Source organism: Nitrospina sp. 32_T5 (assembly GCF_052156635.1).
In the GTDB taxonomy this organism is placed as follows: domain Bacteria; phylum Nitrospinota; class Nitrospinia; order Nitrospinales; family Nitrospinaceae; genus Nitrospina.
Genome location: NZ_JBQKUO010000003.1, coordinates 176,879 through 202,115, shown reverse-complemented (window position 1 = coordinate 202,115; position 25,237 = coordinate 176,879). Strand labels below are relative to the sequence as shown.

Genomic DNA, 25,237 nt, shown 5'->3' with positions numbered 1-25,237 from the left:
GGTTTCGGTGAATGGCAGCCGCATCATTTGCGGCCGTTCATGTTCATGTTTTTCTGGAAATCCTTGCCCAGGGGCAGGATGGGCAGAACCCCGCTCCCTTTTCCACCAATGACGAACTTGTTCATGCTGGGGAAAATTTCTTCCATGGTTTCCAGGTAAATGCGCCGGCGGGTGATTTCCGGCGCTTTCTTGTATTCTTCGAACTGGGACAGGAAACGGGCGGCGTCACCACGGGATTTCTTGACGATCTGTTCGCGGTAACCTTCCGCATTGCGGACAATCTGGGCCGCCTGTCCGCGCGCTTCCGGGATCACCGCGTTGCGGTACCCCTGCGCTTCGTTGATCATGCGTTCCTTGTCTTCGCGCGCGCTGACGACGTCCTTGAATGCGCTTTCCACCTGCTTGGGCGGGCTGACGTCCTGCAACTGCACGTTGATGATGCGAATCCCCGCTTGATATTCGTCGAGCAGTGCCTGCATCTGTTCCTTGACCAGAATCTGGATCTCCGCCTTGCCGACGGTCAGGGCCTCATCGATCATCTTGTTGCCGATGATGCCGCGGATGACGGTCTCCGCCGCGTCGCGGACCACCTGCTCCGTATCGCGCACCACGAACAGGAAATTCTTGGAGTCGGAAATGTTGTACTGAACGACCAGGTCGATGTCGATGATGTTCTGGTCGCCGGTCACCATCAGCGATTCCGGCGGGAAATCGCGCACCTGGCCCGCGTTGTTGAGGCGGAAACCGATTTCGGTGCGGCGCACCTGGCGGACTTTCGGGGTGTAGACGTGTTCGATGGGTGACGGAAATTTGAAATGCGGGCCGGGCAGGGTGGTGCGTTCGTACCGGCCGAAGCGGGTGACCACGCCTTCCTCATCCTGTTCCACGAAATAAAAAACGCTGGGCAGAATCCAGAGTGCCAGCAGAACAAGGATGGCCGCCAATACGGTGCCGGGTTTGAACGGCGGCATTTTGAATTGAGGCATCTGCATTTGCGGCCCGGGACCGCCGGGTCCCTCGCCACCACCTCCGCCGGAGCGCGGCCGCTGGCGTTCCTGCGGCGGGCCCTGGTCGTGAAGATCATCCCATGACATGTTGTGATTCGACATAATCCACTTGGGTAACGGGCGCCGCGAACAGCACGGAACCCGGCATTAAACAATTACCGAACTAATTTCAGTGTAGCCCAGCGATCAGTGTTTTGAAAGTTTTTCAATATCTTCGAGGACTTTTTCCGCCTCGGTTTCGCTCAATCCCTTGAGCTGGTGACCGAGAAAATAGGAATAGTCGATGAGGGTTTCCCCGTCCATGAACCCATCTTCCGCGTTGGGGTCGTAAAGGTATTCATAGATCGGGTTTTCAGCGGAGGTATAAAACAACTCCAGGTCCTGATGATTGATCTCGTAACCAAGATATATCCGGATCGAAGCTTCGTCCATGTTGAATTCATCGCCCGCTTCCTTGGCCGCGTCCTCCCTGCTTTTGCCGTCCGCCATCTGCTGGCCGATGAAGGTTTCGATGGCCTGGTTGCGGCGGCGGTTGGCAAAGTGGACGTAATTCATCTGCTGGCCGATCATGAAGTCGAGATCGAGAAAATAAAGACGGACCCAGTCGTCGAAATCCACTTCGCGGCCTCCTTCGGCGATTCCGAACTCTTCCGCTTTTTCCGGTTCCTCGTTTGCGAGCCGGTTGTACATGGCAAGGAAGCGTTCCAGCGCATCGTAAACCACCCCGCAGAAAAAAGGGTTCATCTGGTACCAGTTGTTGGTGCTGTTATGCGCGTTCACCAGTTTTCGCAACATGATCATCAGCGTTTCCTGGTCAGCGTAGCGCTGCGAAACCGGAAAATTTTCCTTGAGGTAGGTTTCCGACTTGGTCGCCTCTCCCCAGCTGTCCTGAATGATTTGCTGCAGGCCGGTCTTGGCCCGGTCGAGAGCGTGGAACACCAGCCGCTCGTGGTTGAGGGAGCGCTGGTATTCCATGTATTCCTTCAACTTTTCGTTGTTGGATTCTTCGGGATGGCTGGGGTCCGTTTTAGTGATGTCTTTTGCAAACGCTAACATGGCTTCTCACTCATTTTTAATGGCCCCATTGTGACCAAAAAGGATTTTGATTTCAAGATTTATCGGGTTTCCATTGGGCCCGGCGGCCGGGGTGCCGTAAAAAAATGTAATTTTGCTTCTATAATGAAATGCATTGCGTTTACAATTAAAGAGAGAATTGCATTACAAGGGGTTGACCTGTTTTGGGGAGGGGAAATTGCCGTTCATGAAAACCTGTTATAACACATTGATGGCTTTCATCCTGGTGGTGGCCATGGTGCAGACCGGACCCGCTTTCGCTGAAAGTGCGTCCACCGGCAAGGGAAACGAGCCGGAAGTCCAGGGAAATGAAACTGAAAAAACACCGGCCAACACCAACGTCCTGAAAGAGGCGTTCAAAAAACTCGTCGGCAATGACGACGATAAAAAAGAGGGAGAAGAGCCTGCCGCGGAAAAAACGCCGCCTCCAAAAACCAAAAAGGCGGAGTCCAAGCCGGAGCCGGAAACCGGAGAGAAAAAGGAATCCACGAACATTCTGAAGGAAACCTTCAAGAAACTGGTCGGCAAGGATGATGAGTCCGGTAAATCCCAGGAAACCGAAAAAGCCGAAACCAAAGAGGAAGCCGGGACCCCTGAAGAGGAAAAACCCAAGGAAGGGATCATCAAGAAAGCCTTCAAGACCCTGATCAAAAACAAGGAAGAGTCCGAAGAGGCCAGGGAAGAGGCTAAAGAAAAAGCTGCCAAGCTGAAAGACGCCGCAAAGGAGAAAAAGGCTGAGGCGGAAGCCCAGGCGGAATCCTCGGAGGAAAAAACCAAGGCGAGTGCCAAGAAGTTTCTTTCCCAGACCATCGATAAAATCGTCGAGACCGTGAAAGGCGATGACAAAAAGGAACTGGAGGACGAGCCGAAACAGGCCAAGGCGGAAACCAAATCGAAAACGGACACCACTTCAAAAGCCGAAGCCACCGGGGAAAATAAAGAAAAAGAAAAGGAAGAAGGCGAAAATTCCAGCAATCCACTGAAAGATGCATTCAAGAAACTGGTTGGCAAGGACGACGAGAAAAAAGAGGAAGGCGAGGCGGCCCCCGAAAAGCCGTAACGCATCCAGACCTTCCGTCGATATTCCCGCCCCTGTTCTTCATTCGGTCACCTGCCTATGCAGCGCATGATTTCCAAATCCATTTTCATTTTTGCCCTGGTGTTCGTAATGGCAATGCCTCTCCATGCCGATGGCGGTAAAGGCAAAAAGGGGGAGGCGGGCGCTCTCGAAAAAGCAAAGGACAAGGTGCTCGATTCCCTCAACTGGGAAGAAAACGTTGAGCGCGCGAAAAAGCAGATTCAGAAAACGAAAAACAACCTGGCCGAAAAGAACAAGGAAACCGGCCTGAAAAAATCAATGAAGAACATCGAAAAGAGTATCGAGGAATCTTCCAAAAACGCGAAGAAAGTGTTCAAGAAAAACGCCGAACGGCTGGAAGAAACCTTCGACAACCTGACCGACGGCGAATCTTCCAGCAAGAAATAATAAGGGCCCAGGACCCTTTCTGAAAATTGTTGGACCCATTGGAACGGGAGTCCGAACGGGCTCCCGTTTTTATAATTGGGGAGATTCCAGGTAAGCCGCCACGCCTTCGGTGACGTCGCGCAGGAAAGGGAGATCGAGCGTCTCCAGCGTGTCCGAGGGCAGGTGGTAATGCGGATTGCGGAAGAACGCAGTGTCGGTCACCATCACCGCCTTGTGGCCGCCCTGCCAGAACGGCGCGTGGTCGCTCAACTGCACCTCCGGAAACGCCGCGCCGTCTCCCGGCACCACCAAAAACTCCACGCCCAGCCCCGGCACCGCCTGCTTCATCGATCCCACCAGCGATACGGTCATCTCCTGCGACACCTCGTTGCCGACCACGGCGATGAAGTCGCCCCGGTCCGGGTACTTCGCCGGATCGACGTAGTGCGGGTAATTCTGCGAATGCGGCGTGCGGTTCACGAACCCCAGCATCTCAAGCGAGATCATCCCGGCGACCGGTACGTCCTCCTGCATGAGGCGTTTGCACAGGTGCTCGCTGCCGACGAAGGCGTATTCCTCCAGCGTGAACCCGGCGAACAGGATGGACAGCGACGGGGTGGCGCCTTTCAGGCAGGAGGCGATTTCCAAGAGCGCCGCTACGGCGCTGGCGTTGTCGTCCGCGCCGGGTGTGCCCTCCACCGTATCGAAATGCGCCCCGACGACCAGCAGGCCACCCTCCGGGTGCGCCCCTTCCAGGCGGCCGAACACGTTGAAATACTCTTTTCCCTCGAAAGGCACCGGGTCGCGCCACACCTCCAGCCCGCAGGCCGAAAAATGCGACTCCACGTACGCCCCTGCCGCTTCCAGCGCCTCGGGGGAGGAATAAGGGTTCCTTTCGCCCACAAGGGCCTTTAAATGGGATTCGAGGGAGGCGGTTTCGGCTGGGCGCATGGGTCGTTTCCCCGCTTTGGAAAGCGGTTTTCAGGGATTTTGGCGGTCAAAAAATGGGTTTACATTTCAGGGAGCAAGTCATACCATGATCGGCATGGTCAAGGTAGAGTGCCACTCCGGCTACAAGGTCAACGAACGCCCCGTGGCGTTCACCCTCGCCGACCGCGATTTTCGGCGATCGTTCCAAGTGCGCGAAGTCATCGACGCCTGGCTGGGGGACGACTGCGACTATTTCAAGGTGAAGGCCGACGACGACAACATCTACCTTCTGAAATACGACCGGTACCAGGACCAGTGGGACCTGATTTTTTACCAGGATCCCCGCCGGATGGACACCATACAACCTCCCGCGCCCGGGGTCAAACACCCGTTTCAGCTTGCGTTCGAGCGGTTCGGGACGGACCGGTCCATTCCCATACACTGATCGCGCGGACCGCCCGTCCTCGGTGCGCCGCGTGCTGACTTTGTGCCGGACCCGGCACCGTACCACCCTTGCGCAGGGCAGGGTCTCTGCGCGCAACCTCCCGGAAATTGAATGAGCCTGACCGCACCACCGTCCCACGAATACTCCGGCCAGCGACAGAAGATGGTCGAGGAACAGCTCGTCGACCGAGGCATCCGCGACCTCGCGGTGCTGGAAGCGATGAGCCGCCTGCCGCGGCACCTGTTCGTCGAGCCCTCGTTCCAGCACAAGGCCTACGGCGACCACCCGCTTCCCATCGGCGACAACCAGACCATCTCGCAACCGTACATCGTCGCCGCCATGACCGAGGCGCTGGCGCTCAAAGGCGAAGAACGCGTGCTGGAGATCGGCACCGGCTCCGGCTACCAGACGGCCCTGCTGGCGGAACTGGCGGCTCAGGTGTTCACCGTCGAGCGCATCAAGCCGCTCGGCCGCCGCGCGAAGGAACTGCTGGACCGTTTGGGCTATACTAATATCAACTACAAAATTTTCGACGGCACGTATGGATGGCGCGATCAGGGGCCGTATGATGCTATTCTGGTAACAGCGGCGGCGCCGGAGGTGCCCAAAACGCTGGTCGAGCAGTTGAAAGACGGCGGCCGCATGGTGCTGCCCGTCGGCGACTCGGAACGGCAGGAACTGATCCGCGTGACGGTGAAAAACGGCGCGGTGCAGAAGACCATGCTGAACCACTGCCTGTTTGTGCCGCTGGTCGGCAAGTACGGCTGGCCGGAAGAGGAGTGATCCCGCCGCCGGGCCCGTCCGCCGCCGCGATCCACTAACCGGATGGAACTTAGCTCGAGGTGACGACCGTGTTCTCGCGAATCAAGAAGGAAGGCCAATTCGAGTTCGGCCCCGGCATCAAATCCCACTACAACTACGACTACGCATCCCTCTCCGACACCATGAACGAGGCCTACTGCGCCATGCTGGTCCGCAAGCTGGAGGCGTGGCAGAAGGAGCACGGCAACTTCGAGGTGGTGGTGGGCATCGAGACCGAGGGCATCCGCATCGGCTACACGCTGGCGAAGATGATGAACCTCAAGTTTTACATCATGCCGCACCGGCGCATCGAGCTGGAACAGCTGGGCGTGCCGAAGTACCCCGCCGACACCCACTGGCTGATCGTGGACGACATCGTGACCACCGGATCGCAGTTTATGCGCACCGTGGATTACCTGGACATCGAGGAGACGCCGGAGACCATCACGTATGCGTGCATGATCAAGCGCAACCCGGCGAACCTGGATTTCTCCGCCGTCAGCGGCAGTCCCGACAAGGAACAGAAATGGGTCCGCACCGAACGCTTCGACTTCGTCGACAAGCGCCTCGTCGCGCTGTACAGCGAGGATTGAAGGACAAAATATTCCAACTGTTATTGGAAGAGAGCACTTGGAATATTTTCACTGTTTCATTCAGAAGGGGGAACCGCCGGGCGTAGTCCTGCGGCTCCTCATGAAAAAAGCCCGTAATGTAAAAGCCCCCCAGCCCCCTTCGGAGAAGGGGGTGCCCACCGGTCCGCAATCGCTGATTCTCCTTTGGAGAAAGGGGAGACGATCGGTTTCCATCTCCTGGCTTCCATTCGCCCGCAGGGTAGGCATTCCTCCTTAGACCGAAAAGTGAACCGGGTTGCAATCGGACGGGGCGTGTTGTATTTGGGGGTACGACCACGACCCATTAAACCGCTTTTTGTTTTTCTTCCGCTAAACAATTTGTCTTCACATTAGAACGATTTAGTTCTGGGGGCAGATGGGTCCCCCCTTCTCCGAAGGGGGCTAGGGGGCTTCTTCCTTAATCTCTTCAATGACCCTCTCCACCACGCTCATCACGCCTTCGATGTTGGTCATCACCTCCCTGTTTAAAAATCGCAGAACCCGCAACCCCTGCGACTCCAGCCACGCCGTCCTTGCCGCATCTTTCCTTTTCGCTTCGTCCGCGCCGTGGGTGTCGCCGTCGATTTCGATGACCAGTCCGTACGCATGGCAGTAGAAATCGACGATGAATTGGCCAATGGGTTTCTGCCGGTTGAACTGCGTTTCCTGATAACAAGGCATCTGGCGCAGGTGGTACCAGAACCGTTTTTCGGGGGGAGTGGATTGGATGCGCAGGTCGCGGGCTTTTTCAATGAGGGATCCGTCGTAGGGCAGGTGGGGTCTCAGGTTTCTGCGGGGCATGAGTTCATACCATCAATTACGTTTGTGGAAGATTCATTTTAAAGTTTCTTCGTTGCCTGCGGCTCCTCAGAAAAAAGCCTGAATGTAAAAGCCCCCCAGCCCCCTTCGGAGAAGGGGGTGCCCACCGGTCCGCAATCGCTGATCTTCATCCGCCCGCGGAGTATGGAATCCCCCGCTCGGAGGAGATGGTCGCCGGGCGTGGCTCGGCGCAATCGTTCAATTGCCGCGTGGGCCCGGGCCTTCCAACCGTTCCAGACCGTTTCGCGCTAAAGTGGCGTAGGGTTCTTCGGTGCTGGTGGCGGCTTTGCGGTACCAGAAAAGGGCGCGGACGGGGTCGCGCGGAATGCCGATGCCGGTCTCGCGCATCAGGCCCAGCTGGGTCTGCGCCTTGGGGTCGCCCCCCTCAGCCCCCATCGTCAGCCACTTCACCGACTCTTTAAAATCGCGCGGGATGCCGAAGCCCGTCATGTACAGGATGCCGAGGTTCGTCTGCGCGCGGATGTGTCCCGCCTCCGCTGCCTTTCGCGTCCACGCCAGCCCCGCGTCGTAGTCCTGCCGCACGCCCTGCCCGGCGGCGTACATCATGCCGAGTTGCGTCTGCGCTTCCACGTGACCCGCCTCCGCCGCCTTGTGGTACCACCCGAACGCTTCCTTGTATTCGGACCGCTCGTACGCGGCGTCGCCTTTCAGGTGCCAGTCGGATTGAATCCGCTGGGTGGTGCAGGCGGAGAACAGCCCAATGGCAAGCAGGGCTGTCAGCAGGGTGGTGATGAGTGTCGTTCGGGTGTGACGGTGAAACATGACAAGTCTCCTGTGTATCACTAACGTTCTGGGTGGCAAGCCGGTATTGCGACGCTTGTTTGAATAAAAGGAAAGAAGCTCCAGAACCTCCCCCTCAATCCCCTCCTTGGTAAGGAGGGGGGGTGATCTGGATTGGGCCCACCGACCATCGTTTCATTCTCCGAGTAGTACCTATTTGCTCGCGCCTGGCGCGGTTACGGCACGCGTTCCACCCGGATGACGTTGGTCCATTTCGGGATGTCGGCCGGTTCGCCGGTAGCGATCACAATGCGGTCGCCCTTTTTTACCATTTTCTTTTGTTTCAGGCATTTCAGTACCGCTTCCATATCGTTCAGGAACGGGCGGTCCGCCTCCACCAGAAATGGCAGGGCACCGCGGAGCAGCGTCAATTGCCGGGCACGGCGGGGCCTGGAGGTGAAGACCGCCAGCGGAACCATGGGGTGCGGCGACCGCACCATTTTCGCCGTGCCGCCGGTGAGGGTGAACACGACGATCACCCGCGCGCGCAATGCCTCTGCAAGGTGGTTGGCGGAGTATGCGACCCCCAGGCTGATGGGCGGCTCCTCCTCTAAAATCCATTTCCACGGCTGGATTTTTTGTTCCTTTTTCAAGAACGCCTCGGTGTCCTCCACCGTTTTCGCCATGACCCGCACCGCTTCCAGGGGGTGTTGACCCACCGCGGTTTCGGCGGAGAGCATGATGGCATCGGTGTTGAACATCACGGCATGGGAAATGTCGGAGATCTCGGCGCGGGTGGGGCGGGCGTTCCGGATCATGGACTCCAGCACCTGCGTGGCCACGATCGCCGGTTTGCCTTGGCGGGCGCATTCGTGCAGGATCTGCTGTTGGACAGTCGGCACCTGGGTGAGCGGGATTTCAATGCCCAAATCTCCGCGCGCCACCATCACCGCATCGGCGGCGGAGATGATGGACTTCAGGTTCTGCACCGCCTGCTTGCGCTCGATTTTGGCGATGATTTCAACCCCTCCCCCCCGGCGTTGGACCAGACGCCGAAGGTGTTCAATGTCTTTCGCCGAACTGACAAACGACAGAGCCACGAAATCGATCTCCTCCTGCAGTCCGAACTGCAGGTCATTTTTATCCTTTGCCGTCAACGGCCCCGTGGGGATCGTCGAATCCGGCAGGTTGACGCCTTTGTGATCGGTCAGGCGACCCCCGGTTCGGACCTTCCCCTGTACCTGTTTTCCGGAAACGGAAAGGACCTGGACGCCGATGTTCCCGTCGTCCAGGTAGACTGTGTTGCCTTTTTTTACAGATTGAGGAAACTGCCTGAACTGCACGGGAATGAGGTTGTCTTTTCCCGTGACCCGTTTTGTGGTGAAGGTGACCGTTTGCCCGGGGTGAAGAGTGGTGTGCCCGTTTTCAAATTCACCGACGCGAATTTTGGGTCCCTGCAAATCAAAAAGAATGCCCAGGTGAATCCGCAGGGTTTTCTCCACCCTGCGGATCCAGCGAATCCATTGTTGCAGGCTCTTGTGGTCCCCGTGGGAAAGGTTGAGGCGAAACACATTGACCCCGGCCTTCGCCAGCGCTTCAATCTGTTTCAGGGTCCCCGTGGCGGGACCCAGGGTGGCTATGATCTTGGTCAATCGCACCCCGGTATTTGTCATCGCCCCTCCGGAGAATGAAAGTGCCTGGCCATCTTGCCTGCCCCCATTTCAACTTTGAGGGAGGCCTGCGGCAGGCCTTTTTGGTCATGCCGATTCCGGTATCCATTGTACTCATCTTTGCCTGCATTTGGGTTTGTCATTTTCTGCTTACCGAGGGACCGGCGGTGAATGGAAACGGGTGCGGATGGATCGATTCGACTTTGTTGGCAAAGGCCCGGTTGCGCGGGTCGGCAAAATTTGACCAAACAGGGTGCTAGACAAATATTGCCTCACTCCTTACATTGGAAGTATGGACCTCCGCTACACATATCGTCTGGGATTCGCCCTTTCCGCGGCGTTGTGGTTGAGCGCCTGCGGCGGGAAACTGTTCCAGATTCCCTACAACACGGAGCCGGATGAACCCGAGCCCACCGCCATCAAGGTCGGGCTGGAGCTGGGCGGCGCGAACAAGTTTTTCAAGAAGTGGCTGGACGTCGAGCAGATCGACATCTCCGGCATGGCCCGGCTGGACAACGGCGATTTCTTCCTCATCCACGATTCCAAGGACTCCCCCGCGGAACAGTTTCGTCCCCGGTTCGGCGTGCTGTCCATCGATGAAGCCCGGAAAACCTCCACCTACCAGGAGATCCAGCTGAGCGACCGCACGTGGCGAAAGCTGGGCGGCCCGGCCAACGACCTGGAGGCCATTTGCGGCCTGTCACAGAATCCCGGGGAATTCCTGCTTCTGGAAAGCTCGAATTATAAAGGCCGGGATGGGCGTATTTTTCATGTCCGCCTGAAACAGCGCGGCAAGAAATGGAAAATAAAAATACTGGGCATGGCGTCCCTGCCGAAACAGGATGAGGATGAGGAGACGCCGTACAACTTTGAAGGCATGGGCTGCGTTCAGGAAACCGAGGACCGCGTCGAGGTGGTGCTGGGCGACCGCGGGGAGGGCAAGCACCGCAGCCGCCTGTTCTGGAACACGCTGGATTTGAGGAAGCACCGGTTCCTGCGCGGCGACCGCTTCAAGGTGCTGGAATACGGCATCCGCGCCCCGGTCTGGGAGACGCTGGGTGAAACCGACGTGCGCCACATCTCGGATTTGTACATCGACAAACTGGGCCGCATGTGGATCGCATCGGCTTATGACGAAGGCGATTTCGGCCCGTTCGCCTCGGTCGTGTACATGGCGGGCTACGCCTCGCCGGGCCACATCCTGCCCGTGGACTGGAATCCCGATCCGGTGTTCCAGGTGAAGATCGGCGGCATCAAGATCGAGGCTCTGGGTCCGGCCCTGTCGGACGATTGCCTGTTGAGCGTTGGCACCGACGATGAAGGGTTCGGCGGACAGTTGGGCGAGATTTTCTGCAAGGACCCTGAGGTCAAGGTGTATAACAAGAACCTGCCCACCAACTGACGGCGACCTTCCGCCAGCTTTCCTTTTTTCAGATTATTTTTTGCGAAGCAGGTACACGATTTTTCCGTGCTGGTTGTAGTGTCCCGCCGCCACGCCTGCGGCCTTTCCCACTCCGAAGTAGAGGTCGGCGCGGCCGGGTCCCTTGATGGCGCTTCCCGTATCCTGGTCCAGCACGAAGCGGGAAAAGGGTTTCCAGCCGATGATGCGGCGGTTTTCATCGAGGACCGGTTTGGTGGCGGAAATGAACGCCAGGCCACCGCCGGGGTACAGACTCTTGTCCGTGGCCAGGGCGCGTCCCGGCACCAGCTCGACCCCCACCGATCCCGTCGGGCCCTGGTCCGCCAGCTCAAAGAAAATGTAGCGGCGGTTCTGGAACAGGTAACGCGGGATGTGTTCCGGGTTGCGCTGGAAGTAGGCCTTGATGCCCTGCATGCTTCCCTCGCCTTCGGTGATGACGCCGTCCCGGATCATCTGCCGGCCAACGCTTTTGTATGGAAGCTCGTTGGACCCGTTGAAGCGGACCGCCTGCACCGTGCCGTCCGGAAAGCGCAGGTAGCCGGAACCCTGTATGTGCAGGAAGTAGCGGTCGAGGTCATCCTTCAGCCATGCGATTTCCAGGTTTCGGTTTTGGAGGACAAAGTCCCCGTCGATTTCCTTGCGCGTCAGCAGGAGGTTGCGTTGGCCGCTGCTCAGGTGAAAGCCGTAATCGCGGTTGCTTTCCGACTGCGTCCAGATCACCCGGCGCGTGGGCGCCTGTTTCGGTTTGCGGTACAGCGGATACGAGTATTCACGACTCGGGTACCGGCTGGCGTCCACGATGGGTGTGTAGTAGCCGGTGAACTGCATGCGCTTGCGACCGCGGCGGCCTTTTCCCGCCTCGATGATTTCAAACTGCTCTTCCACCACACGGCTGAACTCCTCCGGTGACAGGCCGCTCACCAGCAGGCGGCGAAAGGCGATGAGCGTTTCTTTCAGGTCGCGCTTCGTCACCGTGCGCGAACCCAGGCGCAGGCGTTCGTCCAGGTTGGCGAAACGGTAAGCGTTCAACTGGCGGTCGATGGCCTGCAACAGGGTGCCGCGGCTCATGTCGTCGAAGAAACGCGGCGCGTCTGCTAGCAGACCTTCGTTCCAGTCATCGGAGTCGGTGATTTCTACTTTCGGCGGCGGCGCGAAGGTTTTATCGGTAAAAACCCGGATTTTATTGTGGACCGGGGAATCGGGGGCCACCATGGGTTCCGGTTCCGCTTCATCCAGCGTATCCGCTTCGTAATGCACCGCGTAGGGCAGGGCATCCACGCTTTGTTTTTGCGACTCTTCGATTTGATGCAGTGAGTGTTTTGCCTGATCCGGCCTGGTGGGCGGAAGAACGGAGGTGGAACCCGATGAATGGGGCGCGGGTGTTGTCTGGTATCCCACGGACGTTGAATCGCCGGCCATATAAGGAGACGGTGTGGCGCACGAACTGAAAAACAAAAAGAAGACGATGGCAAACGTGCCCGGCGGCACCGTCCACCCGTTTTCGTTTCCCTCTCGTTTTGAGGTCGCCCTTCCTTGCATCCGTTTCCCTCAATAGCAGATGGCGTCAATCCATCAACCGCGGGCCATCTCCACGATGGCTTCGTTGGCCAACTGGTCTGCGCGTTCGTTTTGCGGATGGCCCGCGTGCCCGCGCACCCACTTCCAGGTGATGTTGTGAGTGTCGGCCAGGCGCCGCAGTTCCTGCCAGAGTTCCTTGTTTTTCACCGGTTTTTTGGTGCTGGTGGTCCAGTTGCGGCGCACCCAGTTGGGCATCCATTCCGTCATGCCTTTAACCAGGTACTCCGAGTCGGTATAGAGTTCCACTTCGCTCGGCTCCTTGAGTTTTTTGAGAGCCACGATGGCGGCGGTCATTTCCATGATGTTGTTGGTGGTGCTGGGGTCGGAGCCCTTGAATTCCAGCTTTTTCCCGTTTTGGAAGATGAGACCCCCGTATCCCCCGGGGCCGGGGTTGCCCTTGCAGGCACCGTCTGTGTAGATCAAAATTTTCTGCATTTCGGGCCTCCCCCGCAACCTGTCCATAATTGATTGATTTTAAAAACAAAACAGGGGAAATGATAGCATAAATTGGGGAGCCCGAAAAATATTTGAAAACTTTTTAGGCGCCCCCGTCTCTCAAAGTATAAGGTAAGGTGTTTTGATGACATGGGGGGAGAACTCATGACGACCAGCCTGGGAGATGATTTGAGGACCACCCTTCAATGTTCCGATGCCGTGCAGATTTGCATGGCAATGGAACGTGAAGGCATTGCTTACTACGAGCGGGCGGCGAGGACCGTGAACGACGACCGCGTACGGCAGGTGCTGGAGCACCTGGCCGATCAGGAAAAGGACCACGCCCGCACCCTGCAGGAGAAATCGCGTTTTCTTCAACCTGCGGTTCAGCGGCGTACACCGGAGAAACCGGAAGTCCAGCGATTCATCCGCCAGCAGATTCTGGGCAAGGTGTTTCCAGAAAGCGGCAAGGATCGACCGCAGTCCTGGACCGATGCGGAAGCGTTGGAAATTGGCATCCAGTCGGAGAAAAACTCCATTCAGATTCTGGAGGGTCTGATTGAGCAGGTGACCAAGATCGACGTCCGCACCGTGTTCTCCCATTTGGTGGTGGAAGAGAAAAAGCATCTTGAACAACTGCAGGCATTGAAGGCGCAACTCCCGTAATTTTAAGCCTTCCAGAGGGAAAGGGCGAAAACTGGCCCCTTTCCTTATCCTCTGATCCACCATAATGATGCAGGGCTGTATGCAGGAATGATGTTTGTAACGGGTTTGTAATAAGGAAAACCCGCAACAGGACTGCACCCCGAACCCCCAAACCGCCCCGCCAAAATTTTTTAATTAGTTGATTTAAAAGCCGTTTTCTTGTTTGTGGGGGTCTCCGGCGTCAGATTGCACGCAAAAACTTTTACTTTTGGTCAAGATTGGGGTTGGAATTTGCAATGGCAGGCCAGTTTTTTCCCAGATTTTTTTGGGGCACGGGCCAAATCGGGATACAATCAACCCGAAGTGTTTAAAAGGGAAAAGGTTTGACAACCTCTTCAAATGTGGTTTATATTTGAACCTCCTGAAATGACAGAGTTTATATAACCCTTTAAAATAAAAGGATTACACGGATGGAACCATATCAGGTTTTGCCTGGTCCCGAGGCGTTTTTGCCTCCCGCCGCGGCCAGCAGAGGTATTGTTTTGCCGGACCCGGGGCAGGCGCACATTGAGGGCCGACTGGTTGATGAAGAAGAAGCCGTTGAATACGCGGCTCGAAAAATATTGGGCGCGAAAGTGCCGACGATTTTTCCTGGCCCCCTGGTGTTGTGGAAATGGAATGAAAAAGCTGCGAAAAAGGCCAAGGCGCTTCGCAGACTGGCTGATACGGCTCCGATGCGTTTGATCCCGATGGCGGACTACCGCCCCAAGTATCCAAAGATTGACCCGGAGATCGAGATCAACCCGAACCATCCGAATCTTACGATCTGGCACAACCGGATCGATGTCTGCATATTCGTTGGCGTGCATTGCCATCAGGCGAATCTGGCTCTCAAGATCATTCGCGGGGGTACGGATTGCTATACCATCGCTTACTGCGCACAGGCGGGCCATGAAGATGCGTGTCTGTCTTTGCGGGACATCGGCGTGGAAACGATTAACAACCTCACTGATACCATCGAGAGGTTGAAGAAGGAAGGTGTGAAGAGCCAGGCTGAGTCTTTCACCCAGTTCAGAACAAGCGTTAAGGGACGCTTTGTTGAAGGGTCCTGATTAAGAATATAATTTTGAATTTGTAAATCCGCTTTATACAAGCGCTCTTTTTCAAAAAATGAGGGAGTGATTTTATGAATAAAAAGGTTGAAACCCAGGGCAAAAGAATTCTTTTGTCGGAAACAGTGGAGCTTGGTCACAAGAACCAGAAGGGTCAGGTTTTTACGGACCCGAACGAGATGTTCTTTGACGCGGAACGCACCCCATCGTTTCTGACCGGTTCCGAAGTTATTCGCGAAGCCATCAAACGGTCCAGCCTGGATATTTCGGTGGCTTATCCGATCACCCCTCAGAGTGAAGCGGCGGCACTGATTGGCGAATTGTACGCCGAAGGCTACCTGGGGGATTATTTCCGGGGTGAGAGCGAATTCGCGGTTATGGGCGAATGCGCCGGCGCGGCCTTTGGCGGGGCGCGGGTGTTCACCACCACCGCCGGTCCGGGCACCATGCGGGCGATGGAGAACTTCCCCATGTGGGCCGGTTCCCGTTTGCCCATCCAGGTTTGCGTGACCTGTCGTGGCATCAACTCCCCGCTCAGCATTCAGCCCGACACGCTGGAAATTTACTACCTGCTGGAAACCGGCATGCTGGTTTGGCACGCAGAGACGGCGCAGGATCTTTATGACTGGATTCTGGGCGGCTTTCTGGTGTCCGAACAGCCGGACGTGCATGTGCCTCTGGCTCTTTGCTGTGACGGCTTCTTCGTCACTCACACAAAAGACACCGTCCTGCTGCAGTCCGAAGACATGTGTCTCCCGAAATACGATCCGTATCGCTCTCCGGTCACCTGCATGGACATGGAAGTTCCGCCGGTGCGCATGATGCGCGACCCGTTTGTTATGAAATCGAATTACATCAGTTACATGACCCACGCTTCCTGGCAGCTGGAAATCCACGCCGCCGTGGAACGGTCCCGCAAACACACCAAGGCGCTGATGGGAGGCTCCTTGATCGAAACCGAAAACCTCGATCGCGAAATTCTGATTGTTTCCTCGGGTACAGCGGTTTCGCAGGGCCGCGAAGCCATTCGCCTGCTCGAAGAAGAGCATGGTATCAAGGTGGGTCTGGTCAAGATCAAAACCCTGCGGCCGTTCCCGCATGAGGAAATTCGGGAAGCCACGGCGAATGCCAAGCACATCATCGTGCCGGAATTCAATGTCGTTGGTTGGTTGGCGCGGGAGATCAAAGCGATCGTTCCGAACAACGAGCGTGTCTACGCCGGTCCTCACGTTGCAGGCGGCATGACGATGCCTTCGGAGGTCATTGTCGAAGAGATCATGAAGCATCTGGGTCTCAAGGCCAATAACCTGTCCTCCCGCGGCAGTTAGTCGAAGGGAAACGTGAAGTTAACTTATTTAAACTTTAAAATACATTTTGCACATATATCTGAGGTGAATCATTTATGAGTAAAGAACGAATCCAGTTGAGTGAAGACTTGGCTGACATCATGCCGCAGGAGTACCACGACATGGTGGAAAATGCCACATACGGCAATACCCAGCGGGGCTGGAAGGACATCGGTACCAGCAAAGAACTGATCGAGGAGCACTCGCTGTGCGCGGGTTGTCCGGAATCCATCGCTTTCCGGTTCATCCTGTCCAGTATCCCGAACCCGGAAGACTCCGTGTTCGTCGGTTCCACCGGTTGCACCAGCCTGGTGTTCCCGCACATCGCGGTTCATAACATCCATTCGCTGTTCGGCAACCAGAATGCAATCGCTTCCGGCCTGCAGCGGGCTCTCAAGGTTCGCTACCCGGACCGGATCAAGGATGTTATCGTTCTCGCTGGTGACGGCGCGACGGTTGACATCGGTCTTGATATGACCATGCAGTCCTGGTTCCGTCAGGAAAAATTCACGACCATCTGTTTCGACAACGAACTGTACGCCAACACGGGTGGACAGGAAAGCGGCCTCATGCAGAAGGGCTTCGTTGCCAAAATGGCTCCGGTCGGCAAGGGGTTTGAAAAAGTCCGCCTGCCGGAAATCGCTTTTGAATCCGGTTGTCACTACGTGGCTTGCCTGACAGTATCCAAGCCGAATCGCGTTGAGAAAGCCATCCGCAACGCCATTCACGTTTCCCGTGAGTTCGGTCCGACCTACGTTCAGCTCTACACGCCGTGCATTCTTGAGATCGGCAAACAGAGCATGGAAGGTCTGGATGAAATGAAGGACGCCGAATCCATTGGAGGCCGTTTCGTGATGAAGGAATTCATGACGGATGAGGTCAAGGCTTTCCTGAAGGAGTTGGACGCCAGGGAAAAAGAGGAAAAGAAGGCCGCGAAGGCCCAAGCCGCCGCGAAGTAACGGTGTCAAAGGTGACTAAAAGGAGACGTCATGAGTGAAGAGCAAATAATGAAACGGATGAATATCCGGATCTCCGGCTTGGGTGGTCAGGGGGCGGTTACTGCCGCTCACCTGTTGGCCATGGCCGCGAACAAGATGGGAAAATACTCCATCTCCAACCCGTTCTTCGGCGCGGAAAAGCGGATGGCGCCGGCCGAAAGCTATGTGCGCATCGGTCCGGTTAAAATTTATGACCGGGGGGAACTGGTTTTCCCGGAAGTCATTATGGTGTTCCATCCGCAGGTTATCACCATGCAGAAGAGCTATACGGCTCCGTTTTATTCCGGAATCAAGGAGAATGGCTTGATCATCATCAATACCAACGTGGACCTGCTTACCGATGAAGATCACAAACGCTTGGAGGACCTCAACGTTTCGGTCTTGAACCACGATGCCACGCACATGGCACTGGATGTCGGTGGCACCGAACTTTCCACCAACATGGCGATGATCGGCGCCTGTGCCGGTATCACCAAAGTGGTGGATCTGCCGGCGCTGGAAGCTGCCCTGCAGGACCGGTTCGGCAAACGGTACGTCGCTTCCGGTGGTACCGCCACGCTGGACGAAGCCATTAAAAAGAAGTATGCTAAGAAGGAGCAATTGCTCCAGAAAAACAACGATACGATTAAAAAGTCTTACGAGATTGCGTCGGAGTGGGTGAAAACGTCCAATTATTCGCCTTCGTTTTACGCCCCCGGTGAATTCGAGGCAGTTGGGGCCGCAGCGGCTTCCTAAGGCTTTTTTGGATTTATAATCTTCAAGATACCGGAAGGAGCCATTCAGCGTGTATAACGTAGCTTATGTTCATGATGATAAATGTATCGCGGAAAAAGGGTGCAGGCTGTGCATCATGTACTGCCCCGAAGCGGACTGCATCAAACTCAACACCGAGAAAATGAAAGCTGAGGTCATCACCCATCGCTGTAAAGGGTGTGATCTGTGCAAGGTGGTGTGCAGCACTCATAATGCCATCAGCATGCACCCGGTTGATTCGAAGACCGGTAAGATCATCCTCGAAGCAGAGGAAGGACAAACCGCTGGATTGGGCCAGGCTTACGCCGGGTAACTTCCTTAAAGGTTTCAATAACCCATGGTCGTATCCGGCCATGGGTTATTTTTTTTTCAAAAACGGAAACCCGGCGCACAGCCAAGGATGGAATGCAGGCCCTCCCGCAAACCGTATTCAACCGCCCCACCAGGCGTTATCACTAGGGTGTACCTATGGACGAAAATGTTTCCAAGCAAGTGACCTGCACCTTGTGCAAAGCCACGTATGAGCCTGTTTTTGAACCCGCAGAAAACGAGGGTGCCTACAGGGTCCACTGTTCTTCCTGTGTGAAAGGCATCCAGATCGCACGCAATGATTTCGTGCGTGTGGCCATAAAGGAGGTATTGAAAATCGAAGGCGAGGCCCTGGCGCTTGCTGTGCAGACTTACCTTTCCGACTGTCCCTGCGGCCAGCCGTTCAGCTATGACGCGGGGAAACGGTGCCCCGAATGCCTGAAAAAAATAAAACGCGAAATCCGCGGAGAAGATAACCGGCCCGGCGAGTACTATTACATCTGGAACCTGAAAAAACTGAAGGATATGGAAGGCCGCCTGTTTGAGCACATCCTCAACAGGCTCGACACGGAGGACATGTCCATGCAACAGCTGATCGACAGTTTCGAGTCTGGCCAGATTGATCCTGGAACGTATATGGAAGAGTTGGAAAACCTGCAAATCCGGGAAGCCAAAGATGTCGCCGTCATCAAAACCTGGGCCATCCTGGTGGGACCGGAAATGGCGTTCCGCGCGGCGGAAGAGCACGCACTCATGGAAAAATACGGAACCCGCATCCTCGTCAGCATGGCCGCGGGAATGGAGGCTGCGTTCGGAACCAATATCCTGACCACGCTGACGCGGGAAGAGAAAAATCTGGACGGTCCCCTGCGAAAGGAAATCCAGACCTTCATCAAAAAGATCGCCGGGGGATTTTAAAGGAATAAGTTTTTTGAATCGATTTCGTTGCGTCTGTAATCTAAATTTTTGAAAGGGCGGTTCCCGTCCTGTTCAGCAGTTTTTCAGAACCACCCCGGGCTCCCCTGACCCGGGGTGGTTTTTTTATGCTCTCGTTTCCTCACTCGTTCCGGTCCACCACGCGCACCCGCACCTCGGATCCGTTGGCACGGATTTCCGGAATGTACATGGCATGCCCCATCACCGGCAAAGCGTGAAAATGCCCCGGAATTTCCGCGCGCAGCGTGTAGCGGATTTCCCACACGCCCTGCGGCAGTTTATCCACGAATATGGCCACCTTCCTGTCGCGCAGTTCCTGGTACACCCAACGCGAGCGGCCGGTGTAATCACTGGACGGCAGGTACGGAGGCAGCACCACGTGCTTCAACTGGGGGGTCTTGCCGGCCACAGGTTCGGCCTGACTGCCGAATTTTTTGAGGATGGCGGACCATTTAAGTTCGCGCGCATAAAGGTCGCCGCCACTTTTAACCTCCACCGCTTCGAAGCCCGCAGGTTTGAGATCTTCAAACACCAGGTATTCGTAATGGTTTTTGGCTTCGATGGTGAGTACGGTTTCAATGCGGTCGCCACTTGTAACCTGTTCCCCGTCGTTGAGCGGTTGCTTGTCGTAGACGTAGCCTTTCAACAGGCTGGGCCGTCCTACCAGCTTGTAGTACTGGCGTTTGACGAAGATTTCATTGCCCGCGGGAGTGACAGGTTCTTCCAGGCTGAAAAACTCCGCGTGTGCCGCGAAATACAAAGGACCCTCGCCGCTTCGTTGAATTCGAATTTCGTTGGCCCCGTCGCGGATGAGAGCGGGATCGATGTCATACCTTCCGGGGGCCTGCAACACGTCCTCCACTTCGGTTTTTGCGATGGATGTGCCGTTCACGATCAATTCATATTCCTGGCCGCCCGCAAGTTCGCCGGAGGTTTTCAGGTAGTCGTTGAGCGCGAGTACGGCGATGGCGGTGTTGCGGGTGTTGCTCCAGTGGGCTCCGCGCCGGTTTTTCACCAGCCAGTTCATGGCGGGCTCGATCAACTCGTGCTTGGGAGCGATGGTCAGAAGTGCCCGCAGGGCGAACGCTGTGGCCTCCACGCCGCCATCAGACCACCGGTAATAAATGCCGTCTTCGCCCCAGTGAGCTGTCGCCATGACGGTCTCCTTGTTACCCCCTGTCCCATGATGAAGAATGGATTGATCCGGCCGGTTGTCGACCTGCACGCCGTTCTCCAGGTTCTCAATCAGGGTCCGGGCGTCTTCCCTGCGGTCCAGGTAATGCGCGGAGAGGGCCAGCAGGGCACGGCCGTAAGCGTTCAAACGGTCCTTGTGTTTCCACAGATTGGCGTAGGCCTTCATCTGGAACTTGTTTGCACGGTCCTTTTCTTTATGACCGTGGTGCGTTGCCGCATGGAGCAGGAACGCCTGCATGTCGTATTGCGCTTCGGCTTCCACGAGAGCCCGGTTGAGGTAGCGGTAAGCGCGTTCCAGCACGTCCCGCCGTACCTCCACGCCAGCCTCGCGAGCCAGTCCCAGTCCCCACAGAACGTACGCCGACATGAACGGATCGCTGTCGCCTTTTTTCCACCAGCTCCAGCCGCCGTCGGAATGTTGGAAGTCGTAAAGCCGGTCGAGGCCGGCCTGCACCATGGCTTTCAGCTTTTTCAGGTTCTGTTTGCCCTTGGGGTGCGTCTTCCCGGTGTGCTGGGCATCGATGCCGCCGAAAACGCGGTCCATCACATCCTCCTCATCCACACCCAGGTCGCGCAGGGTTTTCCCGACGATCACCGTCGGCAGAAACCGGCTCAGGGTCTGCTCGGTACAACCGTATGGAAAATCGATGAGATAGGGCAGGGAATCGAGCAGGGTCACGGCGATGCTGGGGCTCACCTGCACGGTCAGTTGAGTGGAATCGAGTTTGCGTTCCGCCGGGATGTCGAGCCGGATCGAAACCGCCTCACCGCGTACTTTTCCGGATTTGGCGAGGAATTTTTCGATGCCGTGTTCGTGCACTACGAACCGTTTTTCCATGGCGTCGCTCAGTTTCGGCGTGCGCGCCAGCACCTGAATTTTAACGTCCCCCGGCTTTTCCACCACCCCCAGCCAGTCCACGCGCACCTCACCGCGTGCGGGAACGGAAACCAGGTTCAACCGGGTTTTATCTGTTGTCGTATGCGTGAGGCGCTTGACCAGGCGCACGCCGCCCGCAGCTTGAATGCCGGGTGCGACATCCATCGGCGCATCGGTGTTGTTGTTGATGATGGCGGATAGAACGACCTCATCGCCGGCTACAAAGAAACGCGGTGCCTGCAGGCGAACGATGAGGGGATTCTGCGTGCGGGTGTGCCCTTTGGCGATGCCGAAGCGGTTGCTCCGGTCCACCACGCGTGCCGTGGCGCGCCACTCGGTCAACGAATCCGGAAACGTGACCTTGACCATCGCCTTGCCGTCCTTTCCGGTATGCACGTTGGGTTGCCAGAACACCGTGGTGCGAAAATCCGAACGTACGGTCACCGCTCCTTGTTCCTGGCCATCCCCCTCATTCATTTGGAGCCGTTCCTTGCTGCCGACCTTCCCCTCGGACTTCATTTGGTCCATGTCCATGGCCATCGGTGCTGATTCTTCCATAACCGCGCCGGGAAACACTTCTGTGGGCGACGACTTTTTATAAGCCGCACCAAGCTGGTCGTTGAAACCCTTGTCCTTAAAGCGTCCCGGTTCATACGCGCGCCGTTCCAGTTCGTTCCTCTGCAACTGGTCTTCGCGTTTGCGGTCGCGGTAGGCTTTCATCTGGAACGTGCTTGTCATGTTGAGCCGGTTAGGCCGCTTACTGCCGAAGAAAAACTGGCGGGGATCCGGAGCAAGGTCTTCCTGGATGTAGAACACCGACTCGTCCACCAGCGACAGTGCCACTTCGGCGGCCACCGGGCGGCCCTTGTGGTCGAGTGTGGTGACAGTGAGGGTGCCTTCCTCACGTGGCCGGTACTGGTCTCGATCCGGCTTCACCTCCACGTTCAGGAACTGCTTCACCGGCGGCACCACCACCTGTTTTATGTCCCGGTGAATCTGGTTGTCGCTCACCATGAGCCCGTTCAGGAACAGGTTGGGAACGTGTTTTTCTTCAATGTCGAGTTGCACCAGCTTCACATTGCCCGTCAGGTGAACGAGGCGGTAACTGTACAGGTCGTCAGCGGACACGCTGAACAGCACGTAGCGATCGCTCGTGTGCGACACCAGCATGACCGGGGCGGTCTCGCCGGCGTGAAACGTGTCTTTATCGACGATGATCTCCAGCCCGCCGTGGCGGTAACCGAGGTCGGTGGTGTTGTTGTCCGCCACCCATACCGTGGTTTCGGCGGTGATGGGCAGGCTCTGCGGATCTTTCTGCGACGACCATGAGAAGCGGTAATAACCTTCCCGCTCCGGCGTGAAGGTGAACAGCGTTTCCCCTTCGGCGTCGGTGGTGACCGAGCGTTTCAGGATTTCGTCGTGCTGGTAACCGCGGAACTTCAACTGCCAGCCAGGCTGACCCGGAACCGGCGGGGGAGGGAAGATGGCGGTTTTTTCACGCACCGATTTCAACTCCGCACCCGCCACCTCATGTCCGTCGGGAGCGATCCAGATTTCGAACCAGTAGTCGCGGGTGACGGTGATGGTGCCCGTAGCGGTGTGCGGCCGCTGGTTGGCGTCCACCGACTTGATGTTAACGCCGATTTTATCCTGCGGTTGGTACAGGTTGTGTTCGCCTTTCAACTGGACGAGATACGGATGGCGCGTCACTTTCACCGTGTCCTTGGCCACCACCTCGCGACGGGAGGCGTCGGTCACCCGCGCCTCGATCTGGAATTCGAGGTCCTGCCCGCCAGGCTGGGTTTCGAACGTGAGTTTCGCCTTGCCTTCCTGGTCGGTCTTGATCACTTCCCGTTTGACCTGCTGACCGGAACCCCAGTAGCGTTGCGGTTTCTGGATCATGTCACCGTAGTACCAGGGATAAGTGCGCTCTTCCTGCCAGGCATGGTAGTACGGCTTCTGGTACACAACGACTTCCACATTGGCGTTGGCAACAGGACCGCCGAAATAGTACTCGGCGGCAATGTCCACCGTCACCTCATCCCCCAGCGAAAACACCTTGGGCTTGCCGTTCTCCTCCGGACTTTTTACGGCAACCTTGAACTCCGGCAGTTTGTACTCCTCCAGACGAAACATCGCCGCCTGCCCGATGCGGCGGCTTTTCCGGCCGGTGGTGTGGAACTCGATCCGGTACTCGCCCAGCGGCAGGGTCTGGGGCAGTTCCAGCTCACCCCACGCGCTTCCGAATGCATTCAGCTTCACGGAATCTTCTTTCATTTTGGTGCCGCGCGGATCGTAAACCGTATATTTGAGTTTTTCCTTGTAGGGGGTGTGGTACACCTCCCCGTCGTAGGTACGGGCGGTCAGTTTCCATTTCACGGTTTCTTCCGGGCGGTACGCCGGGCGGTCGGTATGGACATAAATTTTCCAGGGCCGCTGGTCGCTCCGGTAATGGCGGTTGTAGCCCATTGCCAGCGCCTGCCGGTCTTTCAGGGTCGCCGCCATGAAGAACTGGGAATTGTAGCGGCCTTCTTCCAGTTCGAACACGGCGAGTCCGTCTTCATTGGTTTTTCCTTCCGCGTCCCGCCACCGCCATTTCCGGCCGTCGTAGTAATGTTCGAAAAACCGCACTTCGGCTCCAACGATGGGTGCGCCGCTCATGCTGTCACAGAAATAGCCCAGGGCCTGCCGGCTCGCGTTTTGCGTCACCAGCGCCGTGTCGGTGACGAGGATGAGTTCACGCGCTTCTTCACCGCCCCCCGTGGCGCGGAGCAGGTAGGCGCCCATCGGCAGCTTTTCTTTCAGTTCGATGCGCCGCGCGCCGGGCATGTGGTCGCCCTGATCTTCCGTATCCTCGCGCCACGATTGTGTCGCGGTTTTGAGGAGCAGGTTGACGCTGTTCATCCAGTGCGCAGGGTTGCTTTCATCCGTCAGGTCCACGTCGCGGGTGAGGTCGATGGCGTACAGATCCAGTTTGATATCGGACACGTTGCGCCAGTTGAGCGTGAATTCCGGGGTGGTGCCGGGAAGGAAAATGCTGGGCACCCCGATGTTCAGGACGGGCCGGGTGATGGCCTCGATCTGCCGCTTTGCGTCGTCGTAGTAACGCGTCTCGCCTTTGTCAAACTCGCGAAGCAGTTGCGAATAGTAATCCAGGGCTTTTTTATAATTCTGTTTGCGCACGGTCTGGCCGTTGGCGAGGATGATGACCTCGCCGGACCCCGCCAGCCACTGGGCGTAATGATAAAGCGCATCGTCGTGCCACTCGGAAGCGCGCCCGGCTTTCAATGCTTCTTCAAACGCTTCAGGAATTTTCTGCTGTTGCCAGTGGTTGCCGCGGTTGCGCAACGCCATGGCATAGAGGTATTGCGTCTGGTGCCGGTCCGCGTCTTTCTTTGCGATCTTGCGCGCGTTGTCCAGGAACTGGATCGGTACGTTCATGCCGTAGTAACCGTAGTAGTAATTTTGGGGGACCCACGACGGTTGTGTGATTTTCCAGATCATGTTGAGGTAGCGATCACGCGCCAGTTCCACATCGCGCGCCCCCGCCCACCAGTCGAGCGCGTTCTGGTAATACCGCCATCCACTGCCCCAGTTGCGGCCCTGCGTGCGCGACCACCAGAAATCGCCGAGCGACTCGTGCACCTCTGCCCAGATACGGTCGCGGAACTCCGGGTGTTTGACGTCGCGCACCATTTTCTCCAGTTGAAACCGGGCCTTGTCCACCGTGGTGGTGTCCGGGTTGCTGGAGGCCGACTGCGCCCGCCACAACGTGTCCGCGAGACGGAACTGCACCCAGCGCGTGTCATCCTCATTCAAAACCAGGCCGGCCACATCAAGATACACCTTGTGCGCACGGGAATACGAGCCGCGCTCGTACAGCAGTTCCGCTTCCGCCTTGAGTTGCTCGAATACGTCCTGCGAGGAATCGGAATAGGAAGGGGTGGAAGGAATCAGCAGGACCAGCAGGGCAAGCGCGCACCAGAAAACATTTTTGATGGACCGGGATGGGGTTGGCATACCGTCTCTCCTTATATGAAGCCGTCCTCTTGCAGAGGCCGCAGACGGAAC

The 25,237-nt window shown here is 56.9% G+C and carries 22 protein-coding genes; 13 read left to right on the top strand and 9 right to left on the bottom strand.

What is annotated here, in order from left to right; all coding sequences use genetic code 11:
- Positions 1-23 precede the first annotated feature (23 nt).
- Together hflK and ACTRW9_RS09280 are read right to left on the bottom strand one after the other, a co-directional pair.
- A complete protein-coding gene (gene hflK / locus ACTRW9_RS09285) occupies positions 24-1,094 on the bottom strand; it encodes an FtsH protease activity modulator HflK (RefSeq protein WP_442429117.1) in 1,071 nt (356 codons plus the stop codon).
- Between the two features lie 99 nt (positions 1,095-1,193).
- A complete protein-coding gene (locus ACTRW9_RS09280; protein WP_442429116.1) occupies positions 1,194-2,063 on the bottom strand; it encodes a hypothetical protein in 870 nt (289 codons plus the stop codon).
- Between the two features lie 205 nt (positions 2,064-2,268).
- Here ACTRW9_RS09280 and ACTRW9_RS09275 point away from each other — a divergent pair, with 205 nt between their 5' ends.
- Both ACTRW9_RS09275 and ACTRW9_RS09270 read left to right on the top strand, forming a co-directional pair.
- The gene (locus tag ACTRW9_RS09275; protein WP_442429115.1) at positions 2,269-3,141 is read left to right on the top strand and encodes a hypothetical protein; all 873 of its coding nucleotides are present in this window, start codon (positions 2,269-2,271) and stop codon (positions 3,139-3,141) included.
- Positions 3,142-3,198: 57 nt separating this feature from the next.
- Positions 3,199-3,567: a hypothetical protein gene (locus ACTRW9_RS09270; RefSeq protein WP_442425959.1), complete on the top strand. Its 369-nt coding sequence runs from the start codon at positions 3,199-3,201 to the stop codon at positions 3,565-3,567.
- A gap of 69 nt (positions 3,568-3,636) precedes the next feature.
- On the opposite strand, the gene ACTRW9_RS09265 is transcribed toward ACTRW9_RS09270, so the two are convergent.
- A complete protein-coding gene (locus ACTRW9_RS09265; RefSeq protein WP_442429114.1) occupies positions 3,637-4,497 on the bottom strand; it encodes a M28 family peptidase in 861 nt (286 codons plus the stop codon).
- A gap of 85 nt (positions 4,498-4,582) precedes the next feature.
- On the opposite strand from ACTRW9_RS09265, the gene ACTRW9_RS09260 reads away from it, so the two are divergent.
- The 3 genes from ACTRW9_RS09260 (at position 4,583) to ACTRW9_RS09250 (ending at position 6,315) form a co-directional block, all read left to right on the top strand.
- Positions 4,583-4,921, top strand: coding sequence for a hypothetical protein (locus ACTRW9_RS09260; RefSeq protein WP_442425957.1), 339 nt, complete (start codon positions 4,583-4,585; stop codon positions 4,919-4,921).
- Between the two features lie 111 nt (positions 4,922-5,032).
- Positions 5,033-5,704, top strand: coding sequence for a protein-L-isoaspartate(D-aspartate) O-methyltransferase (locus tag ACTRW9_RS09255; RefSeq protein WP_442425956.1), 672 nt, complete (start codon positions 5,033-5,035; stop codon positions 5,702-5,704).
- 68 nt (positions 5,705-5,772) lie between these two features.
- Positions 5,773-6,315: a phosphoribosyltransferase gene (locus ACTRW9_RS09250; RefSeq protein WP_442429113.1), complete on the top strand. Its 543-nt coding sequence runs from the start codon at positions 5,773-5,775 to the stop codon at positions 6,313-6,315.
- A 420-nt stretch (positions 6,316-6,735) separates the two neighbouring features.
- Here ACTRW9_RS09250 and ACTRW9_RS09245 read toward each other — a convergent pair whose 3' ends face one another.
- From ACTRW9_RS09245 to pyk, 3 genes are all read right to left on the bottom strand, one after another.
- Positions 6,736-7,134, bottom strand: coding sequence for an endonuclease domain-containing protein (locus ACTRW9_RS09245; RefSeq protein WP_442429112.1), 399 nt, complete (start codon positions 7,132-7,134; stop codon positions 6,736-6,738).
- 216 nt (positions 7,135-7,350) lie between these two features.
- Positions 7,351-7,935, bottom strand: coding sequence for a tetratricopeptide repeat protein (locus ACTRW9_RS09240; RefSeq protein WP_442429111.1), 585 nt, complete (start codon positions 7,933-7,935; stop codon positions 7,351-7,353).
- 194 nt (positions 7,936-8,129) lie between these two features.
- Positions 8,130-9,566 carry a pyruvate kinase gene (gene pyk / locus ACTRW9_RS09235; RefSeq protein WP_442429110.1) on the bottom strand — a complete coding sequence of 479 codons (1,437 nt, stop codon included), beginning with the start codon at positions 9,564-9,566 and terminating at the stop codon, positions 8,130-8,132.
- A 289-nt stretch (positions 9,567-9,855) separates the two neighbouring features.
- On the opposite strand from pyk, the gene ACTRW9_RS09230 reads away from it, so the two are divergent.
- A complete protein-coding gene (locus ACTRW9_RS09230) occupies positions 9,856-10,965 on the top strand; it encodes a hypothetical protein (RefSeq protein ID WP_442425951.1) in 1,110 nt (369 codons plus the stop codon).
- A gap of 33 nt (positions 10,966-10,998) precedes the next feature.
- Here the strand turns inward: ACTRW9_RS09230 and mltA are convergent, their stop codons facing one another.
- Together mltA and rnhA are read right to left on the bottom strand one after the other, a co-directional pair.
- A complete protein-coding gene (gene mltA / locus ACTRW9_RS09225) occupies positions 10,999-12,261 on the bottom strand; it encodes a murein transglycosylase A (RefSeq protein ID WP_442429109.1) in 1,263 nt (420 codons plus the stop codon).
- Between the two features lie 294 nt (positions 12,262-12,555).
- Positions 12,556-12,996 (bottom strand): ribonuclease HI, encoded by a 441-nt coding sequence (gene rnhA / locus ACTRW9_RS09220; RefSeq protein ID WP_442425949.1) that lies wholly within the window; start codon positions 12,994-12,996, stop codon positions 12,556-12,558.
- 165 nt (positions 12,997-13,161) lie between these two features.
- Between rnhA and ACTRW9_RS09215 the strand changes: the two genes are divergently transcribed.
- The 7 genes from ACTRW9_RS09215 (at position 13,162) to ACTRW9_RS09185 (ending at position 19,077) form a co-directional block, all read left to right on the top strand.
- A complete protein-coding gene (locus ACTRW9_RS09215; RefSeq protein ID WP_442425948.1) occupies positions 13,162-13,662 on the top strand; it encodes a ferritin family protein in 501 nt (166 codons plus the stop codon).
- A 449-nt stretch (positions 13,663-14,111) separates the two neighbouring features.
- The gene (locus ACTRW9_RS09210; protein ID WP_442425947.1) at positions 14,112-14,753 is read left to right on the top strand and encodes a carbon monoxide dehydrogenase beta subunit family protein; all 642 of its coding nucleotides are present in this window, start codon (positions 14,112-14,114) and stop codon (positions 14,751-14,753) included.
- 74 nt (positions 14,754-14,827) lie between these two features.
- The gene (locus ACTRW9_RS09205; RefSeq protein ID WP_442425946.1) at positions 14,828-16,081 is read left to right on the top strand and encodes a transketolase C-terminal domain-containing protein; all 1,254 of its coding nucleotides are present in this window, start codon (positions 14,828-14,830) and stop codon (positions 16,079-16,081) included.
- Positions 16,082-16,155: 74 nt separating this feature from the next.
- Positions 16,156-17,058 (top strand): thiamine pyrophosphate-dependent enzyme, encoded by a 903-nt coding sequence (locus ACTRW9_RS09200; RefSeq protein ID WP_005011284.1) that lies wholly within the window; start codon positions 16,156-16,158, stop codon positions 17,056-17,058.
- A 30-nt stretch (positions 17,059-17,088) separates the two neighbouring features.
- Positions 17,089-17,832: a 2-oxoacid:acceptor oxidoreductase family protein gene (locus ACTRW9_RS09195; protein ID WP_442429108.1), complete on the top strand. Its 744-nt coding sequence runs from the start codon at positions 17,089-17,091 to the stop codon at positions 17,830-17,832.
- 49 nt (positions 17,833-17,881) lie between these two features.
- Entirely contained in the window at positions 17,882-18,163 is a 282-nt protein-coding gene (locus ACTRW9_RS09190; RefSeq protein WP_005011279.1) for a 4Fe-4S dicluster-binding protein, read from the top strand.
- A gap of 155 nt (positions 18,164-18,318) precedes the next feature.
- Entirely contained in the window at positions 18,319-19,077 is a 759-nt protein-coding gene (locus ACTRW9_RS09185; protein ID WP_442429107.1) for a hypothetical protein, read from the top strand.
- 139 nt (positions 19,078-19,216) lie between these two features.
- On the opposite strand, the gene ACTRW9_RS09180 is transcribed toward ACTRW9_RS09185, so the two are convergent.
- Positions 19,217-25,186, bottom strand: coding sequence for an MG2 domain-containing protein (locus ACTRW9_RS09180; protein WP_442429106.1), 5,970 nt, complete (start codon positions 25,184-25,186; stop codon positions 19,217-19,219).
- Between the last annotated feature and the right edge of the window lie 51 nt (positions 25,187-25,237).

Coding starts and splice junctions, on each gene's coding strand:
- hflK (WP_442429117.1), bottom strand. CDS start 1,094: ATGTCATGGGATGATCTTCACGACCAGGGCCCGCCGCAGGAACGCCAG.
- ACTRW9_RS09280 (WP_442429116.1), bottom strand. CDS start 2,063: ATGTTAGCGTTTGCAAAAGACATCACTAAAACGGACCCCAGCCATCCC.
- ACTRW9_RS09275 (WP_442429115.1), top strand. CDS start 2,269: ATGAAAACCTGTTATAACACATTGATGGCTTTCATCCTGGTGGTGGCC.
- ACTRW9_RS09270 (WP_442425959.1), top strand. CDS start 3,199: ATGCAGCGCATGATTTCCAAATCCATTTTCATTTTTGCCCTGGTGTTC.
- ACTRW9_RS09265 (WP_442429114.1), bottom strand. CDS start 4,497: ATGCGCCCAGCCGAAACCGCCTCCCTCGAATCCCATTTAAAGGCCCTT.
- ACTRW9_RS09260 (WP_442425957.1), top strand. CDS start 4,583: ATGATCGGCATGGTCAAGGTAGAGTGCCACTCCGGCTACAAGGTCAAC.
- ACTRW9_RS09255 (WP_442425956.1), top strand. CDS start 5,033: ATGAGCCTGACCGCACCACCGTCCCACGAATACTCCGGCCAGCGACAG.
- ACTRW9_RS09245 (WP_442429112.1), bottom strand. CDS start 7,134: ATGCCCCGCAGAAACCTGAGACCCCACCTGCCCTACGACGGATCCCTC.
- ACTRW9_RS09240 (WP_442429111.1), bottom strand. CDS start 7,935: ATGTTTCACCGTCACACCCGAACGACACTCATCACCACCCTGCTGACA.
- pyk (WP_442429110.1), bottom strand. CDS start 9,566: ATGACAAATACCGGGGTGCGATTGACCAAGATCATAGCCACCCTGGGT.
- ACTRW9_RS09230 (WP_442425951.1), top strand. CDS start 9,856: ATGGACCTCCGCTACACATATCGTCTGGGATTCGCCCTTTCCGCGGCG.
- rnhA (WP_442425949.1), bottom strand. CDS start 12,996: ATGCAGAAAATTTTGATCTACACAGACGGTGCCTGCAAGGGCAACCCC.
- ACTRW9_RS09215 (WP_442425948.1), top strand. CDS start 13,162: ATGACGACCAGCCTGGGAGATGATTTGAGGACCACCCTTCAATGTTCC.
- ACTRW9_RS09210 (WP_442425947.1), top strand. CDS start 14,112: ATGGAACCATATCAGGTTTTGCCTGGTCCCGAGGCGTTTTTGCCTCCC.
- ACTRW9_RS09205 (WP_442425946.1), top strand. CDS start 14,828: ATGAATAAAAAGGTTGAAACCCAGGGCAAAAGAATTCTTTTGTCGGAA.
- ACTRW9_RS09200 (WP_005011284.1), top strand. CDS start 16,156: ATGAGTAAAGAACGAATCCAGTTGAGTGAAGACTTGGCTGACATCATG.
- ACTRW9_RS09195 (WP_442429108.1), top strand. CDS start 17,089: ATGAGTGAAGAGCAAATAATGAAACGGATGAATATCCGGATCTCCGGC.
- ACTRW9_RS09185 (WP_442429107.1), top strand. CDS start 18,319: ATGGACGAAAATGTTTCCAAGCAAGTGACCTGCACCTTGTGCAAAGCC.
- ACTRW9_RS09180 (WP_442429106.1), bottom strand. CDS start 25,186: ATGCCAACCCCATCCCGGTCCATCAAAAATGTTTTCTGGTGCGCGCTT.